This is a genomic window from Streptomonospora mangrovi (genome assembly GCF_027604915.1).
Lineage (GTDB): Bacteria > Actinomycetota > Actinomycetes > Streptosporangiales > Streptosporangiaceae > Streptomonospora > Streptomonospora mangrovi.
This window is the reverse complement of record NZ_JAJAQC010000025.1, coordinates 46,211-62,875: the sequence shown is the minus strand read 5'-3', so window position 1 is coordinate 62,875 and position 16,665 is coordinate 46,211. Positions and strand designations below refer to the sequence as shown.

General features: G+C 75.5%; 13 protein-coding genes. 7 read left to right on the top strand and 6 right to left on the bottom strand.

Going from position 1 to position 16,665, the window contains the following annotated elements; translation table 11 throughout:
* Window positions 1-1,800, bottom strand: coding sequence for an IlvD/Edd family dehydratase (locus LG943_RS15325; RefSeq protein ID WP_270072965.1), 1,800 nt, complete (start codon window positions 1,798-1,800; stop codon window positions 1-3).
* 125 nt (window positions 1,801-1,925) lie between these two features.
* Here LG943_RS15325 and LG943_RS15320 point away from each other — a divergent pair, with 125 nt between their 5' ends.
* The gene (locus LG943_RS15320; RefSeq protein ID WP_270072964.1) at window positions 1,926-2,582 is read left to right on the top strand and encodes a GntR family transcriptional regulator; all 657 of its coding nucleotides are present in this window, start codon (window positions 1,926-1,928) and stop codon (window positions 2,580-2,582) included.
* A gap of 12 nt (window positions 2,583-2,594) precedes the next feature.
* Here the strand turns inward: LG943_RS15320 and LG943_RS15315 are convergent, their stop codons facing one another.
* Window positions 2,595-3,467 carry a LysR family transcriptional regulator gene (locus LG943_RS15315; RefSeq protein ID WP_270072963.1) on the bottom strand — a complete coding sequence of 291 codons (873 nt, stop codon included), beginning with the start codon at window positions 3,465-3,467 and terminating at the stop codon, window positions 2,595-2,597.
* 151 nt (window positions 3,468-3,618) lie between these two features.
* Between LG943_RS15315 and LG943_RS15310 the strand changes: the two genes are divergently transcribed.
* From LG943_RS15310 to LG943_RS15295, 4 genes are all read left to right on the top strand, one after another.
* Window positions 3,619-4,515, top strand: a complete 897-nt coding sequence (locus tag LG943_RS15310) for an MBL fold metallo-hydrolase (protein ID WP_270072962.1) — start codon at window positions 3,619-3,621, stop codon at window positions 4,513-4,515.
* Window positions 4,516-4,703: 188 nt separating this feature from the next.
* A complete protein-coding gene (locus LG943_RS15305) occupies window positions 4,704-5,507 on the top strand; it encodes an SAM-dependent methyltransferase (RefSeq protein WP_270072961.1) in 804 nt (267 codons plus the stop codon).
* Between the two features lie 225 nt (window positions 5,508-5,732).
* Window positions 5,733-6,851: a YihY/virulence factor BrkB family protein gene (locus tag LG943_RS15300; RefSeq protein WP_333486370.1), complete on the top strand. Its 1,119-nt coding sequence runs from the start codon at window positions 5,733-5,735 to the stop codon at window positions 6,849-6,851.
* Between the two features lie 124 nt (window positions 6,852-6,975).
* Entirely contained in the window at window positions 6,976-7,425 is a 450-nt protein-coding gene (locus tag LG943_RS15295; RefSeq protein WP_270072960.1) for a DUF4383 domain-containing protein, read from the top strand.
* Between the two features lie 31 nt (window positions 7,426-7,456).
* On the opposite strand, the gene LG943_RS15290 is transcribed toward LG943_RS15295, so the two are convergent.
* The 4 genes from LG943_RS15290 to LG943_RS15275 form a co-directional block, all read right to left on the bottom strand.
* Entirely contained in the window at window positions 7,457-8,353 is an 897-nt protein-coding gene (locus LG943_RS15290; RefSeq protein WP_270072959.1) for an alpha/beta fold hydrolase, read from the bottom strand.
* Entirely contained in the window at window positions 8,350-8,856 is a 507-nt protein-coding gene (locus LG943_RS15285; RefSeq protein ID WP_270072958.1) for a GbsR/MarR family transcriptional regulator, read from the bottom strand. The genes LG943_RS15290 and LG943_RS15285 overlap by 4 nt, the downstream gene beginning before the upstream one ends.
* Window positions 8,857-9,038: 182 nt before the next feature.
* A complete protein-coding gene (locus LG943_RS15280; protein WP_270072957.1) occupies window positions 9,039-10,640 on the bottom strand; it encodes a glucuronyl esterase domain-containing protein in 1,602 nt (533 codons plus the stop codon).
* 675 nt (window positions 10,641-11,315) lie between these two features.
* Window positions 11,316-11,468 (bottom strand): hypothetical protein, encoded by a 153-nt coding sequence (locus LG943_RS15275; RefSeq protein ID WP_270072956.1) that lies wholly within the window; start codon window positions 11,466-11,468, stop codon window positions 11,316-11,318.
* An 813-nt stretch (window positions 11,469-12,281) separates the two neighbouring features.
* Here LG943_RS15275 and LG943_RS15270 point away from each other — a divergent pair.
* Both LG943_RS15270 and LG943_RS15265 read left to right on the top strand, forming a co-directional pair.
* Window positions 12,282-12,551: a hypothetical protein gene (locus LG943_RS15270; protein ID WP_270072955.1), complete on the top strand. Its 270-nt coding sequence runs from the start codon at window positions 12,282-12,284 to the stop codon at window positions 12,549-12,551.
* A gap of 491 nt (window positions 12,552-13,042) precedes the next feature.
* Complete coding sequence (locus tag LG943_RS15265) at window positions 13,043-16,042, top strand: type I polyketide synthase (protein ID WP_270072954.1); 3,000 nt, start codon at window positions 13,043-13,045, stop codon at window positions 16,040-16,042.
* Window positions 16,043-16,665: the final 623 nt, after the last annotated feature.

Here is a 16,665-nt window from a genome sequence, read left to right as displayed (position 1 = left end):
TCAGCCGTGCCCGGGGGCGGGCGCGGACGCGGCGGAGGCGCGGCCGGGCGACGCGGGGTCGGCGGGCACCGCGCCCCGGTCGGTCTCCGACCGCAGGAAGCGGAAGTCGCAGCCCTCCTCGGCCTGCGTCACCTGCTCGACGTAGAGCCGGCGGTAGCCGCGCGCGGGCAGCGGCGGTGCGGCGGGGGCCTCCTCGGCGCGCCGGCGCAGCTCCTCCTCGGGCACCTCCAGCTCGATGACGCGGTCGCGCACGCTGAGGCGGACGGTGTCGCCGGTGCGCACGTGGCGCAGCGGGCCGCCCACGGCGGCCTCGGGCGAGACGTGCAGCACAACGGTGCCGGCGGCGGTGCCCGACATCCGGCCGTCGGAGACGCGCACCATGTCGCGGACCCCCTGGAGGGCGAGCTTGCGGGGGATGGGGATGTAGCCGGCCTCGGGCATGCCGGGGGCGCCGACGGGGCCGATGTTGCGCAGCACGAGCACGTCGTCGGCCTCGACGTCGAGGTCGGGGTCGTCGATGCGGGCGGCCAGGTCGGCGGAGTCCTCGAAGACCACCGCGCGGCCCCGGTGCTCCATCAGGTCCTGGTCGGCCGCCGCCTGCTTGATGATGGCGCCGTTGGGCGCGAGGTTGCCGCGCAGCACCGCGATGCCCCCGAGGGGGTACACCGGCGCGCTCCGGGGCCGGATGACGTCCTGCTCGAACGGCTCGGGCGAGCGGTCCAGCTCCTCGCCCAGGGTGCGGCCGGTGACGGTGAGGGCGTCCAGGTGCAGCAGGTCGCGGATCTCGCGCAGCAGCCGGGGCACGCCGCCGGCCTTGTGCAGGTCCTCCATGTAGTGGCGGCCGGCGGGCTTGAGGTCGACCAGGACGGGGGTGTCGCGGCTCATCCGGTCGAACCGGTCCAGGTCCAGGGTGTAGCCCAGGCGGCCGGCGACGGCGGCCAGGTGCACGATGGCGTTGGTGGAGCCGCCCACGGCGAGCAGCACGCGCAGGGCGTTCTCGATCGCCTCGGGGGTGAGGATGCGGTCGACGGTGAGCCCTTCGGCCGCGAGTTCGGCGGCGCGGCGCCCGGTCAGCTCGGCGACGCGCATCCGGTCGGCGGTGACGGCGGGCGGGGTGGCGCTGCCGGGCAGGGCGATGCCCATGGCCTCGGCGACGCAGGCCATGGTGCTGGCGGTGCCGGCGACCGAGCAGGTGCCGACGCTGCCCACCAGGCTGCCGTTGACCTCGGCCATCTCGGCCTCGTCCAGTTCGCCGCCCCGGTGGCGGCCCCAGAACGCCCGGCAGTCGGTGCAGGCGCCCACGCGCGCGCCCCGGTAGGCGCCGGTGAGCATGGAGCCGGTGACCAGCTGGATGGCCGGCTTGTTGGCCGAGGCGGCGCCCATGAGCTGGGCGGGGACGGTCTTGTCGCAGCCGCCGATGAGCACCACGGCGTCCACCGGCAGCGCGTTGATCATCTCCTCGGTGTCCATGGACATGAGGTTGCGCAGGAACATGCTGGTGGGCTGGGCGAAGCTCTCGTGCAGGGAGATGGTGGGGAACTCCACCGGCAGCGCGCCGGCCAGCAGCACCCCGCGCCGCACGGCCTCGATGAGCTGGGGCGCGTTGCCGTGGCAGGGGTTGAACCCGCTGCCGGTGTTGACGATGCCCACGACGGTCCGGTCCAGGGCGTCGTCGGTGTAGCCGGCGCCCTTGATGAACGCCTTGCGCAGGAACAGCGCGAACCCGGCGTCGCCGTAGTTAGTGAGGTTGCCGCGCATGCCGCGCGGCCCCTCCGGGCGCTCGGCCCGATCCTCAGTCATTATCGACTCCATTATTGATAATCTCGGCAATGAAGCTCGGCCATGGAACCACGGCGATGTGGTCCGCGCAACTACCATGGGAGCCGCGCATCACGCGCGACCCCGTCACGGAAGGGACAACGCACGTGCCCGGCACACGCGCCACGGGTTCGCTCGACCTCGCCGAGCAGTTGGAGGAGGAGATCGTGCTCGGCCTGCGCTATCCGCGCGAACGCCTGGTCGAGGACGACCTGATGGCGCGCTTCGACGCCAAGCGGCACGCGGTGCGCAGCGCGCTGCGCGAACTGGAGACCCGGGGGCTGGCCGAGCGCCGCCCCAACGCCGGCGCGTTCGTGCGCTCCTACACCGCCAAGGAGGTCCGCGACCTCTACGGGGTCCGCGAGATCCTGGAGGTCAGCGCCGCGCGGCTGATCGAACTGCCGGTCGCCGAGGGCTGCGTGGAGGAGCTGACCGAACTCCAGCACCGGCACGACTCCGCCATCGAGGCCGGCGACCTGCGGTCGGTCGTGCGCGCCAACATGGCCTTCCACGACGCCCTGTTCGCGCTGACCGACAACACCGTCCTCACCCAGACGATCCGCCGGCACGCCCGCATGGCCCACGCCATGCGCTCGGTGACCGTGACCTCGCCCGACTTCCTGGACCAAAGCCGGCGCGAGCACTGGACCATGATCGAGGCCCTGCGCGGCGGCGACGCCGACCTGCTGGCCGACACCTGCCGCGCCCACCTGCTGCCCTCGCGCGACGCCTACCTGAGCCGGGTGGCGGGCCGGCTGGACTGAACCGGGCGGCGGCTACCGCGCCGCCGCGCCCCACAGCTCGGCCGCGACCCGGATGAAGGCGCGGATCGCCGGGTTGGCGTCGCCCCGGTTCCAGGCCACGACCAGGCGGCTGGGCGGCACGTCCGCCAGCGGCACCGCCGCCAGGCCCTCGGGCGGAGTGTGGGTGAGCGGCGCCATGCCGACCGTGCCGTTCCACAGCACCGCCTGGAGGCACTCCTGCGCGGTGCGGACCACGGGACCCTCTCCCCCGGCGCCGCCCGGCCCGGCCGGTGTCCAGTAGGCGCTCCACACCGGGTCCGCGCCCTCGGGCAGCCGGAACCACGGGCGGTCGGCGAGGTCGGCCACGCGCAGGCGGGGGCGGGCGGCGAGGGGGTCGTCGGCCCGCAGGACCGCGCCGACCGGGTCGGCCCGCAAAACCCGGACACTGATCCCGGCGGTGTCGAAGGGCGCCCGGGTCAGCGCCACGTCCACCAGCCCGGCGCGCAACCCGCCGGTGGGGTCGGCGAAGTCGGCCTCGCGCACCCGCACCCGGACCCGGGGATGGCGCTCGCGGTAGGCGGCGGCCAGGAGCGGCCCGGCCTGCTCGGCGCTGTCGGCGAGGGTGCCCACGGTGATGGCGGCGGCGCCCGCCTCGGCGGCGACGTCGGCGCGCGCCCACTCGGCCTGGTCCAGCAGGGCGCGCGCCCGCTCATAGAGCACGGTCCCGGCGGGGGTGAGCGCGACACCGGTCGCCGAGCGGCGCAGCAGTTGCGCCGACACCTCGGCCTCCAGTTGCTTGATGGCGCGGCTGAGGGGCGGCTGGGTCATGTGCAGGCGCTCGGCGGCGCGGCCGAAATGGCGCTCCTCGGCGACCGCCACGAAGTAGCGCAGCAGGCGCAGTTCCATGAGCAGACACGATATCCGCGCGGTATCGGGCCGACCGGACCGGTGTTGGACGCCCGCACCCCTCCCGCGCTGGACTGGGGGCGCAGAAGACGTCGGCGGGCGCCGCCCGGTTTCGGCCGCCCGCAACCCGCTCGTGTGAGGAGCCCCGACCATGGCGCAGCGCCAGACCACCGACCCCCGGGTGCGGACCGAGGGGGCGCGCGAGATCGCCCCCGACCTGGTGGTCATCCCCGACCAGGGGGTGCGGTTGGTGCCCAACATCGGCGTCATCGGCGGCACCCGCGCCGTGCTGGTGGTGGACACCGGCCTCGGGCCGGACAGCGCCGAGGAGGTCCTGGCCTACGCCGCCGCCCGCGCCGGGGACCGCCGCCTGTACCTGACGACGACCCACTTCCACCCCGAGCACGCCTTCGGCGCCCGGGTCTTCGCCGACCGGGCCGTCTACCTGGCCAACCGGGCGCAGACCGCCGACCTCGCGGCCAAGGGGCCGGGCTACCTGGAGATGTTCCGGGGGCTGGGCGACCACGTGGCCCGGCACCTGAGCGGCGTGGACCTGACCGCGCCGGACGTCGTCTACGAGGAGTCGGCCGAACTGGACCTGGGCGGGCGCGTGGTGCGGCTGCGGGCCGTGGGCCGGGCGCACAGCCGGGGCGACCAGGTCGTGGAGGTGCCCGACGCCGGGGTGGTGTTCACCGGGGACCTGGTGGAGGCCGGGCAGTTCCCGATCTTCCCGTGGTTCCCGCCCCACGACACCGACGTGTCGGGCCCCGGCTGGATCGCGGCACTGCGGCGGCTGGCGGCCGAGGAGCCGCGCACGGTCGTCCCCGGCCACGGCGCGGTCGGGGGACCGGACCTGCTGGCCGACGCCGAGGGCTGCCTCCGCCTGCTGCGCGACGAGACGTGGGCACGCCGGGACGCGGGCGTGCCCGAGGAGCGGACGGCGGCCGAGGTGGCGGGCGTGCTGACGGCCCGCTACCCCGACTGGTCCGAGCCGGAGTGGATCGAGAAGGGCGTCGGCTGCCTGTACGCGGAGTACCCGGCCGCGTAGGAGGGAGGGGAGCAGGACTGAGGCGGGACGTGGGCTGAGAGAGGGGCGCGGCCCGATCCGGCCGCGCCGACACGGGCCGCCGGACTTGCCCGCCGCTTCGCCGGAGCCCTTGAATGGTCCGGTACCCCTCCCCCACCCCTCCCCCGCGCTCCCCGCCGCGCGCTCCCCAGGAAGCAGGACCCACCGCCGTGCCCCCCGAGACCCCCTCCACCGCGATCGACGCCTCCGTGCCGCACAACGCCCGCATCTGGAACTACTGGCTGGGCGGCAAGGACAACTACGCCGTGGACCGCGAGATGGGCGAGCGGATCCGCTCGTTCTTCCCCGAGATCGTCGACAACGCCCTGGCCGACCGCGCGTTCCTCGTCCGCACCGTCACCCACCTCGTGCGGGACCGGGGCGTTCGGCAGTTCCTCGACGTCGGCACCGGGCTGCCGACCCACAACAACACCCACGAGGTCGCCCAGTCCCTGGCGCCGGAGTCGCGCGTGGTCTACGTCGACAACGACCCGCTGGTGCTCGCCCACGCCCGCGCCCTGCTCTCGGGCACCCCGCAGGGCGCCACCGCCTACGTCGACGCCGACCTGCGCGATCCCGACCGGATCCTGGCGGCGGCCGGGGAGACGCTGGACCTGGCTCGGCCGGTCGCCCTGATGCTGCTGGGCGTGGTCAACTTCGTCGCCGACGACGCCGAGGTCCGCGCGGTCCTGGACCGGCTGCTGGGCGCGCTGGCGCCGGGCAGCTACCTCGTGGTCTCCCACCCCACCGACGACATCGACCACGAGCGCGCCCACCAGGTCGCCCGCGCGTGGAACGAGCAGGGCACGCCCAAGCTGACGATCCGCTCGGCGGCGGCGATCGCGGCGCTGTTCGACGGCCTGGAGCTGCTGGAGCCGGGCGTGGTCTCGTGCTCCCTGTGGCGCCCCGAGACGACCGATATCGGCGCCGTCCGCCCGGTCGCCGAGTACGGCGGGGTGGCCCGCAAGCCGTAGGACGGCAGGGGCTGCCGCACACCGCCCCCGTCACCCGCCCCGACCACACACCCTGCAATCCGATGGCCGCCCGCTCCCGCCACCCGTCGCCCTCGGTGCCCCCTCACCCGCCCCGACCACTCGTGGGGGATTGGGTGTATCGGCGCGCCGTGCCTGGGTAGCCGGACCGCATCGGACGAGCGAGGACCGGCCACGGACCGGGCCAGTACTTCGGAGGTGAGGCGGGTGGCACGGCATGGGGAGCGGCACGCCAAGGCGCGGCCCGAAGCCGACGCGGGGCGGATCCCGCCCCAGCAGGCTCCGCAGCAGACTCCGCCCCAGGACCCCGAACAGGACCCGCGACACGGTCCGCAGCAGGCCCCACCGCAGGCCGGGGCCGGGCGGCAGGCTCCGCCCGAGCAGCCGACCGACATGCCCAAGCGGTCGTGGGTGGGGGTCCTGCGGCGCACCGCCGCCGAGTTCAAGGAGGACAACCTCAGCGACTGGGCCGCCGCGCTCACCTACTACGCGGTGCTGTCGATCTTCCCGGCGCTGCTGGCGCTGGTGTCGCTGCTCGGCCTGTTCGGCAGCGGGGCGATCCAGCCGCTGATCGACGCCCTGGGCCAGGTCGCCCCGGCCAACGTCCGCGAGATCCTCACCGAGGTGCTGACCAGCCTCCAGAACAGCCGGGGCGCTTCGGGAATCGCGTTCATCGCGGGTCTGGCGGTGGCCCTGTGGTCGGCGTCGGGCTACGTGGCGGCGTTCATGCGCGCCGCCAACGCGGTGTACGACATGCCCGAGGGGCGCCCCTGGTGGATGCTGCTGCCGCTGCGCGTGGGCATCACGCTCGTGGTGGTGGTGCTGGTGGCGGTGAGCGCGATCGCGGCGGTCTTCACCGGCGGGCTGGCGCAGCAGGCCGCCGCGCTGCTGGGGATCGGGCCGACGGCGGTGACCGTCTGGAACATCGCGAAGTGGCCGGTCATCCTGCTCTTCGTCATCTTCATCCTGGCGCTGCTGTACTGGGCGGCGCCCAACGTCAAGCCGCCGGGGTTCCGCTGGATCACGCCGGGCAGCGCGATCGCGGTGGTGCTGTGGCTGGTGGCCTCCGCGGCGTTCGCGTTCTACGTCGCCAACTTCAGCAGCTACAACCGGACCTACGGCACGCTCGCCGGCGTGATCGTGTTCCTGGTCTGGCTGTGGATCTCCAACATCGCCGTCCTGCTGGGGGTGGAGTTCGACGCGGAGATGCAGCGCGGGCGCGCCGTCCGCGCCGGGCAGCCGCCCGAGGCCGAGCCCTACGCCCGGCCGCGCAGCACGCGCAAATTCGACGAGCGGCAGCGGCAGCGGGTGCGCCACCCGGCCTGACCTCGGCCGGGGGCGCCCGGTCCGGATACAGCGGGTTGCGGCGCGGGCCGCGGGGTAGCGGCGCCCCTGTGCCGGCCGGGGTCCGGTCCGTTCCCCGGCCGTCCCATCCCTAAGGAGGAGCGAGATGAGCCGCTCAGCGCAACACACCACCGACGCCACCCACGGCCCCGCGCGCATCGCGGCGGGTGTGGTGGGAGCCGTCTTCCTCGTGGTGGGAATCCTCGGCTTCATCCCCGGGGTGACCACCGGTTACGACAACCTGGGCTGGGCCGGGCACCACTCGACCGCCATGCTCCTGGGCCTGTTCCAGGTCTCGATCCTGCACAACATCGTGCACCTGCTGTTCGGCCTGGCCGGGCTGGCGGCGGCCGCGCGGCCGGCGGCGGCGCGGGGGTACCTCGTCGGCGGCGGGGTGGTCTACCTGCTGCTGTGGCTGTACGGCCTGTTCGTGGACCCGCACTCGGGGGCCAACTTCGTGCCGCTGAACTCGGCGGACAACTGGCTGCACCTCGTCCTGGGGGTCGGCATGATCGCCCTGGGCCTGCTGCTGCGCCGGGCGCCCCGCCGCGCCTGAGGCGGGCGGCGCGCCCCTTCGGGGTTCGGCGCTACTCGGCCAGGAAGTCGGCGATCAGGGCGTTGACCCGCTCCGGCGACTGCCGGTTGGCCCAGTGGCCGTGGCCTTCGAGCACCTCCAGCCGGGCGCCGGGCACCAGGCGGGCCGCCTCGGCGGTGCGCGCGGGCGGGACGCCCACGTCGCGGTCGCCCTGGATGAACAGGACGGGGCAGGCAATCTCGGGCAGCCGGGGGCGCAGGTCGACCCGCATGCGCAGGAAGCCGATGGAGTCGTTCTGCCAGTCGGAGGATCCGGCGCCGGAGGCGCGGACCTCGGCGTGGACCTCGTCCACCACGGCGTCGAAGTCGTCGGTGGGCCCGGGGATGAGCGCGCCGCGCACGAAGCGCGCCACGGCCGGGCGGCCGCGCAGTGCCAGGGTCGGCAGGGTGCTGTTGAGCAGCGGCGTCTTGGCGGTGAGCCACAGGAGCTGGTGCACGACGGGCGGGAAGGACAGCACGCCGGCCGGGGCGAGCGCCACCAGGCGGTCCACCCGGTCGGGGTGGTCGATCGCGTAGGCCAGGGCGAGCGCGCCGCCCTGGGAGAGCCCGACCAGGGCGGCGCGCTCCACGCCGAAGTGGTCGAGCACGGCGGTGACGACGTCGAGCATGGCGGAGTGCGTGGCCTTCCCCCGCCAGGGCCGGCTGCGCCCCTGCTTGGGCCAGTCGGGGGCGAGGACCCGGTGGCGGGGGGCGAGGGCGGGGATGAGCCGGCGCCAGCTCAGCAGCGCGTTGTCGACGCCGGCGCCGCTGAGCAGCACCACGGGGGTTCCGGTCGCCCCGGCCTCCCCGGTTCCTCCGGTCTCTCCGGTTCCTCCGGCCTCCAGGACGTGCAGGTCGCCTTCGGGGCGGCGGATCCAGTGGCTGCGCGCGGCGGGTGCGGTGTCGGTCATGCCCGCTCCCCGGTGTCGGCGCGGCCGGGCGCGGGTTCTTCCTCGGCGCGGCGCTCCCAGCGCCGCCACAGGGCGGGCAGTTCGTCCTCCAGGAAGAGGTAGAGCCGGTGGACGTTGGCCAGCCGCTCCCGGCGCTCGGGAGGGGCGTCGGCCAGCGCCGCCAGGCCGCGCTCGGTGACCTGGCGGAAGGCGGCGGTCTTGGCGTAGCGGGCGGCCAGCATCCGGCTCCACCCGTCGGGCGGGATGCTGAGGTACTGGTCGCGCCGGCCGGGCCTGCGGGTGCGCCGGACCAGGCCGCTGGGGGTGAGCAGGCGGACGGCGCTGCTGATCGAGCTGCGGCTGACCGCCAGGGCCTCGGCCAACTGGGCGGGGGTCTGCTCGGGCGGGTCGCAGACCAGCAGGCGGCCGATGACGCGACCGGCGATCAGCGGCATGCCCTCCTCCTCGAAGAAGGCCGCGACCTCCTCGACGAACTCCGCCTCGGCTGCGGTGGGTGGTTCCATGCGGATCAGCGTACTGTCGTTGCAGTCATGACTGCAATGAGCACAACGACGGCGCTCGGGGAGAGGCGGCAGGAGGGGGCGGCCGAGCCCCCGCTCCGGCGTTGGGAGTGGGGCCGGAACGGGGGCTCGGGTTCGGTGGGGCCGGGACCGGTCCCGTGGGACCGGAACCGGCGGTGGCCGGGTCAGGGGCTGGCGCAGGTGAGCCCCGTGGGTGGGGCGGCCGAGCCGGTGGCGGTGAAGCCGAACGTGGTCGTGCCCTCGGCCGCGACGGTGCCGTTCCAGGGGGTGTTGGTCACCGTGACGGTGCCCCCGCTGGTGGTGTGCCGTCCGTTCCACAGGCTTCCGATGGACTGTCCGGACGCCAGGTCCATGGTGACCGTCCAGCCGTTGAGCGCCCCGGTGGTGGTGTTGCGGACGGCGACCTCGCCCTGGTAGCCGCCGGACCAGGTGTTGACCGCCGCGAACTCGGCGGTGCAGGAGCCGGTCGGGTCGCCACCGCCGTCGTCACCGCCCCCGTTGTCACCGCCGCCGTTGTCGCCGCCGCCGGTGCCGTCGTTGGTCAGGGTCGGCGTCTGCCAGTTGCGCCAGGCGGACAGGTCGCCCGAATCCCGGGGCGAGACCCGGAAGACGCCGGGCGCGCTGCCGGTGTCCACCAGGAACCGCTGGATGTGCTGGCGCAGGGGGCCGCTCCACTCCGACCGGGACGCGCAGTGGGTGCCGTCCTGGACGTCGGACCAGTAGGAGATGTTCTGGCCGGCGCCCAGCGCCCGGTACACCTCGGCGCCGCCCAGCGCCGCCACGCTGCCCGACGTGGCGCCCAGCCAGTCCACGTGCGGGTTCTCCATGATGAACAGCCCGCGCGGGGCGACCATCGCGACGATCTGGTGGGTGTCCACCGGCAGGCCGGCGGGGTTGCCGGTGGAGGAGCCGAACGCGTCGCCCAGCCACGGCTGCTCGGAGTAGGCGCTGCTCAGCGGCTGGGCGCCGCTCTCCCGGGCCACCGAGCGGAACGCGGGCACGCCGCCGGTGCCCGACTCGATGGGCATGGTCAGGTCGATGCGCTCGTCGAACGCGCCGGCCACGAAGGCGCCCTTGCCGAACCGCGAGCACCCGGTCACGCCGGTGGAGTCGGCCCGCAGCACGCTGCCGCCCGACTGCTCGATGACGTCGATGACCCGGCTCACACCCCAGGACCAGGCCATGAGCAGCCCGGTACCGCTGGAGGAGCCGTAGAGGGTGTAGAACGCGCCCTGCTTGTTGTTGCGCGGGGTGCCCTCGCGGCCGATCGCGTAGGGGTCGAGGTTGATGACGGCCGCGCCGGAGGAGCGGATGGTGGCGGTGTCGGCGCCCATCCCGCCCAGCACCACGACGGCCGGGAAGGGGCCGGTGCCGCTGGGCAGGTCGACGCTCGCGGTGAAGCTCGCGGTGCGGCCCTGATGGGAGACGTTCACGGTGATACCGGTCCGCGATACGGTCCCGGTGACGCTGTCGGGCTTGGGGGGCTTCTGGCCGTAGACGGCGGTCTCGGCCAACTCCCGGATCTCGGCCCGGCGGCAGCGCCACTCCGAGGTGCGGGTGATGCGGGTGCCGTCCAGCCGGGTGAAGGGGTCGGGCAGCAGGGACGTGGAGGCGGTCTGGCCGGGGTTGACCGCGCAGTCGGCGCCGCTGTCCTCAGGATCGGCCTGGGCGGCGGCGCCGGTCTGCGAACTCAGCACGGCGGCCAGGCTCAGCACCACGGCGGCGGCCGCGGCCGCCCACCGGGGGCGGTGTCGATGGAAGGGCAAGGGGACCTCCGAGGGGCGGCGCGCGCCCGGCGGGAGCGGCCCGCCGCCGAGGGCGCCGGGCCGGCGGATCCGCCGCCGCGCGCCGAGTGGGGGATGTGCGCCGGTCCGGAGGGGGTACCGTCCCCCGGCGCGGCGGCCGGGCCGGGCGCCTGCGGACGTCCGGCGGGCTGCCGTCGCGGGGGCCACCGACCGGGACCGGCGTTGAAGGGCCTCCATCGTAAGAAGAACTTTCGGCAACATTCCAGTCTCGGAGCGCGATTTTCCGGAATGTTTTGGTGTCTTCTCGACCGCCTTTCGGTGCGGGCATCCCTGACCTCGGCGCTCGGGCGGGCCTGCGCTTCGGTGGTTCCGCCGTTCCGTGGGGGACGCCGCGACAATCCCGTCGCGCGAGTGGCCACCGGGCTACCGGACGCACGCGGTCCTGCGCGAGGTCGAGTGGCCCGAACCGGGCACCGCTCCGCGCGAAGCGCGGGACCTGTTCGACGTGGTGGCCGACCTCGTCCTGCGCGAGGCGTACCGCGCGCTGACCGAGAACCGGCCGCCCGGCCCATCGGCCGCCACCTGCTCCCCCCGCCGCCCGCCATCCCGCGCGCCCTGCGAGACGTGGAGGCGCGGTATCACAAGCGCGGAGGCTGCGGAGGGACGTTCGCCCTGGCCTGGGTGGACGTCGAACCGCTACCCGCAGGAGGCGCCGACTTCGCGTTCGTGGACGCGCGCCCCGCAGTCGGCGGCCGCGCTCGGGACCGAGCGGAGCCGGTCTTCGTCACGGCGTTCGCCCAAGGTCTGCGCGAGGGCCTGGAGCAGCACGGCGGAGGACGTCCGCCTCATGCGGCCCGCGTCCTGCTGCGCGACGCCGTCCGGCACATCACCGACTCCAGTGAGGGCAGCTTCCGAAGCGCCGGGCTGTTGGCGGCCCCGGGAGATCACGGCGTGCATCGCCGAGGACCGGGAGCCGCGTCCCCGGTGGCGTCCACCACGACGGTAGCCCGAGGCGGGGCGCGGGCCGGGGCAGCGGTCGCCGGTCCCGGGGCGGATGGTCGAGGAGGCATGGGGCCGCCGAAGCCAGCCGCCGCCCCAACCCCCACCCCCGACCGATCGCCGCCACGCCGAACCGTTCGGCGGCTTGACGATCATGGCCGCCGGAGGGGCCGCCAACCCACTCCACGCCCCTCAGCGGTCCGGCCGAGCACGCCCCTCACCCCCACCCAGACTCCCCTCGAGGGCCGACGGCGCCGGACCATCCCCTGACCAGCGGAACGGCGCGGCGGGGCGGCTCGGCGGAACGATGCCGTTGCGCGAGGCGGTCGAAAGTCGCAGAATCGGCGGCAAAACGCCCGTATATCATCACAGCACGCGCAACGGGACAAGTGGCCGGGCGAATTCAACCGACGCCCATGTCATCCGATGTTGCCTTACCGATAAGAGCATTTCGGAAAGACCACTTCCCCCTGTCCTCCGCGCCTGGATCGCCGGGCACACCCGCCCTCGCGCGCTCCCCGCGCCGCGCCCGGCCAGGCCCACCCGGCGCCGCCGCACCGCCCGTGACCACCGGAAACAGCGGTCCGTCGCGGCGCCCCTTTCCCTTCCGGCGCACGAATACCCTCCTCACCCCCCGCAGCGGCGCGCACAAAATACTGATTTGTGACCAAGATCATGTTCGGCCGGAAAGGGGGACTGGGAACGAACGAATTCGTGCTGCTTGGCCGCCTTCTTCCGCTCGTGTCCCGCTACTCCGGTTTTCCTGGTCGCACCGATGCCCCGACGGCACTGGCGGCCCATCGGTGGAGCACACGCGTGCGCGGCGCCCGTCGCGGAGCCGACCCGACCCGTCTCTCCGCATCCCCTGTAGGGCAGGCGATGGAGCCCTCCCCGCAGCCCGCCGATCCGATCATGAAGCGGTACTGTCTTTAGGGCATTAGCGGGCAAACCGGTCATTGTTCGCATAGCGCCCGCGACCGGAAAAGACAGGAGGAAATATGCGCACGAGCACGCGCGTGGGCGGCGACCGGGCCGCGCCCCGACCTGCCCGCCTCCCACCCGTCCGCGTCCCGCCCGCTGCGAGCGCGTCGGCCTGACCGCCTCCAGCCACCGGCCCGCCCCCACCGTGCCCCCCGGTACCGCGTTCGGCACCCGCCCTTCGCGCGTTCCGCTCTGCGTCCGACGTACTTCCGTGCTCTCTTGACGATCCCCTGAAGTAACCAAGCGCACTCGCGCGGCTACGAGGAGTGGTTCATGTCCTTCCCCGTCCCCTCCAGCCCACCGCCCGCCCCCGGCGGCCCCGCCGCCGCACCGCCGCCGGGCTCCCGCCACGGCCGGCGCGGCGGCTCCGCCCCCGCCGCCACCCTTTCCCCCCCGTCCGCCACCGGCCGCGCGGCGGCCGGACGGCGCGAGGGGAGGACCTCATGACGGCGGCGGGCGGCGCCGACAACCGGGCCGCGATCGTGGGCATCGGGTGCCGCCTGCCCGGCGGTGTCGACGGCCCCGACGCGTTCTGGGCGCTGCTGCGGAGCGGCCGCAGCGCCCTGGGCCCCGTCCCCGAGGACCGGTGGGCCCAGATGGCGGCGGAGCTGCACGAGGAGGACCGGCCCGACGCCCCCTGGGCGGCGGGCACGCTCACGGCCGAGGAGGTGGCGGCCTTCGACCACGCGTTCTTCGGCATCGACCCCGCCACGGCCGAGCGGATGGCGCTGCTGCACCGGCTGCTGACCGAAACCGGTGTGGAGGCCCTGCAAGACGCCGGGACCACCGTCGCCGAGGCAAGCGACCGCACCGGCATCTACACCGGTTCGGCCAGTGTCGACGCCTCCGCCGCCGTGTTCGGCACCGGCCGCCGCCCCGGCCTGCTCGACGTGGGCGGCAGCGGCTCGGGCATGCTGGGCACCCAACTGGCCCGCTACCTGGACGCGCGGGGGCCGCTGGCCACCATCGACACCGCCTGCTCCGCCAGCCTGAGCGCGCTCCACTACGCGCGGCGCGACCTGGAGGCGGGGGACGTGGACATCGCGATCGTCGCCGGCGTCAACTCGATGACCTCGGCGGTGGCGACCCGCGCCTTCAACGACGGCGGCGTCCTCTCCGACGTCTGCCGCCCCTTCGACGCCAAGGCGGACGGCTACGTGCGCGGCGAGGGCGTGGTGGTGGTCGTGCTGCGGCGCCTGGCCGACGCCCGCGCACGCAACGACCGCGTGTACGCGGTGGTCGCCGGCAGCGCCCTCAACAACGACGGCCGGTCCCCGCAGGGGCTGGGCGCGCCCAGCGCCGACGCCCAGGCCCGGCTGCTGGCGGACTGCTACTCCCGCTTCGGGATCGACCCCGGGCGCGTGGCCTACGTGCACGCCCACGGCACCGCCACCCGGGCCGGCGACCGGATCGAGGCCCAGGCCCTGGACCGGGTCTTCGCCCGCCCGGCCGACGACCCGCTGTGGGTGGGCTCCAGCAAGGGCGCCATCGGCCACCAGGAGGGCGGCGCCGGTATCGCGGGTCTGGCGGCGGCGGCCCTGGCGGTCCACCACGGCGAGATCCCGCCGACCGCCGGGCACACCAGCCTGCGCCCGGCGCTGCGCCGCCTGGGCATCCGGGTGCCCACCGAGCCCGTGGCCTGGCCCGACCGGGGGCCCGAGCGCGTGGCGGGGGTGTCGTCGTTCGGGTTCAACGGCAGCAACGCCCACGCCGTCCTCACCAGCCCGCCGGCGGTCGGCCCCGCCGAGGAGGGGGACGGCGGGCGGGAGCGCGCCGCCCACGTCCTGCCCGTCTCCGCCCACACCCCCGAGGCGCTGGCCGCCACCGCCGGCGCCTGGGCCGAGGCCCTGGAGCGGGCCGCCGAAGAGGGCGCTGCGGCCCCGGCCCCGGCCGGCGCCGGCCTGCGGGGCTTCGCCGCCACCGCCGCGCACCGCCGCGACCACCACGGCCACCGCGCGGCGGTCGTCGCCGCCACCACGGCCGACGCCGCCCGGGCGCTGCGGGCGCTGGCCGCCGGCGACGGCGACCCGCGCCTGGTGGGCCCCCACCGCGCCGACGCCCCGCCCCGGCGGCTGGTCCTGGCCTTCGGCGGCCACGGCGCCCAGCGCCCGGCCATGGGGCGGGTCCTGGCCGAGCGCTCCCCGGCGTTCGCGGCGGCGCTGGCCGAGGTCGGCACCCACCTCGACGCCTGGGGCGCCGACCCGTCCTGGAACCCGCTGCGGGGTGAGCCGGCCGGCTACGCCGCCACCCAGCAGGCCGTGTTCGCGTTCCAGGTCGCCGCCGCGCGCACGCTCGCCGACTGGGGGCTGGTGCCTGATGCGGTGATCGGCCACAGCCTGGGCGAGGTCGCCGCCGCACACGTCGCCGGGGCGCTGACGCTGGACCAGGCCGCCCGCGTGGTGGTGGCCCGGTCGCGGCTGCTTGAGGAGGTGGTCGACAAGGGCGCGATGCTGGCGACCGGGCTGAGCGAGGGCCAGGCCCGGGAGCGCCTGTCCCGCCATCCCGACCTGGACGTCGCGGTCCTCAACGGGCCGCAGGCGACCGTGGTCTCGGGGCCCTACGGCGCCCTCGACCGGCTGGCGGCGGAGTTGGCGGCCGACGGCGTGTGGCACCGCGTGCTGGCGGACGCCCCGCCCGCCCACTCCCGGATCGTGGCCCCCGGCGCCGAGCGCCTGGCCGCCGAACTGGCCGGGATGGCGGCGGCCGCCCCCGTGGTGCCGATGGCCTCCACCGCCCGGCACGGCGCGCCGGCGCCGGTGCTGGACGCCGCCTACTGGGGCGCCCAGCTCCGCGACCCCGTGGACCTGCACGCGGCGGTGGCCCGCACCGCCCACGCCGGTCCCGCGCTGTTCGTGGAGGTGTCGCCGAACGCGGCCCTGGCCACCCCGATCACCCAGACCATCACCCACCACGCGCTGCCCGCCGTTCTCAGCGCCCCCGGCGCGCTGGACACCGACGAGCACACGGCGCTGCTGCACGCGGTCGCCGACTGCTACACCCACGGCCGCACGCCGGCCTGGCCCGACCGGGGGCTGCCGCACGCCCCGCTGCCCCCGCTGCGCTGGCACCGCGCGGTCGCCGAGTCGGCGCCGCCGCTCCAGGAGCAACTGTCGGGGCTGGGGGCGGCCGAACGGCAGGCGCGGCTGGAGCGCCTGGCGCGCAGCCTGGTGGCCGAGTTGGCGCCGGTGCCGGTGGGGCCCGACGACCGCGACACCCACCTGGAGGAGTTGGGGCTGACCTCCCAGGCCCGGCTGGTCTTGCGCGCCCGGCTGTCCGGGCTGCACCCCGCGCTGTCCCGGCCGGGGGCACTGGACGTGGAGAGCGCCCCGACCATCGCCGGGCTCGGGGAGTCGCTGGCGACGGTGCTGGCGGCCGACCCCGCCCGGACCGAGGCGGCGGGGCACGGCTCAGGATCGGCGGGGACCGTGAAGGGGGCCGGGTGACCCGCTGACCGCTCACCGCTGACAGGCTGACCGGCCGACTGACCGCCCGGACGAGCCGGGCCGGGTGAACGGAGCAGGTGTGGGCCGGTGGGTCCGCCGACGCGAGTCGGGGGACCCACCGGCCCACACCTCCCCGGCCATCGCAGGGCTCGGTGGGGGGCGCGTGCGACCGCGCTGGCGACGGATCGGCGGATCGGCGGACCGGCCGGCCGCTCGGGCGGGCCGGGCCAGGCGGGCCGGGGGACCCGGCCGGGTGAACGGGGTCGAGGCGAGCGGTGGGGCCACCGACGCGAGTCGGCGGACCCACCGACCCGCCTCCCTTCCCTCCTCCGCGCCCCTCCCGGCCGCCGGTCGCCGGCCGCCCGGACTCCCGCGTCCCCTCCTGCCCCTTCCATCCCTCCGCTCCCCTCCCCGGCCTCCGGCTGCCCGGAGTCCGCGCTCCACCCCTGGCCCTTCCCTCCCGCCCGTCTCCCGGCCAGCGGGCTTCCGCGCTCCCCGCTCCCCCGTGCCTCCCGCCCCGCCCTGCTCCTCTCCTTCGCACCTCTCCCCCGGTCCTTCCGCCGCTCGTCTCCACAGGGCCGGGCCGTCCCGCGTGGCCGTGCCCGCGCCGACGGGGGTACGCG

Coding starts and splice junctions, on each gene's coding strand:
- LG943_RS15290 (WP_270072959.1), bottom strand. CDS start 8,353: ATGACCGACACCGCACCCGCCGCGCGCAGCCACTGGATCCGCCGCCCC.
- LG943_RS15265 (WP_270072954.1), top strand. CDS start 13,043: ATGACGGCGGCGGGCGGCGCCGACAACCGGGCCGCGATCGTGGGCATC.
- LG943_RS15285 (WP_270072958.1), bottom strand. CDS start 8,856: ATGGAACCACCCACCGCAGCCGAGGCGGAGTTCGTCGAGGAGGTCGCG.
- LG943_RS15295 (WP_270072960.1), top strand. CDS start 6,976: ATGAGCCGCTCAGCGCAACACACCACCGACGCCACCCACGGCCCCGCG.
- LG943_RS15310 (WP_270072962.1), top strand. CDS start 3,619: ATGGCGCAGCGCCAGACCACCGACCCCCGGGTGCGGACCGAGGGGGCG.
- LG943_RS15325 (WP_270072965.1), bottom strand. CDS start 1,800: ATGACTGAGGATCGGGCCGAGCGCCCGGAGGGGCCGCGCGGCATGCGC.
- LG943_RS15315 (WP_270072963.1), bottom strand. CDS start 3,467: ATGGAACTGCGCCTGCTGCGCTACTTCGTGGCGGTCGCCGAGGAGCGC.
- LG943_RS15275 (WP_270072956.1), bottom strand. CDS start 11,468: ATGAGGCGGACGTCCTCCGCCGTGCTGCTCCAGGCCCTCGCGCAGACC.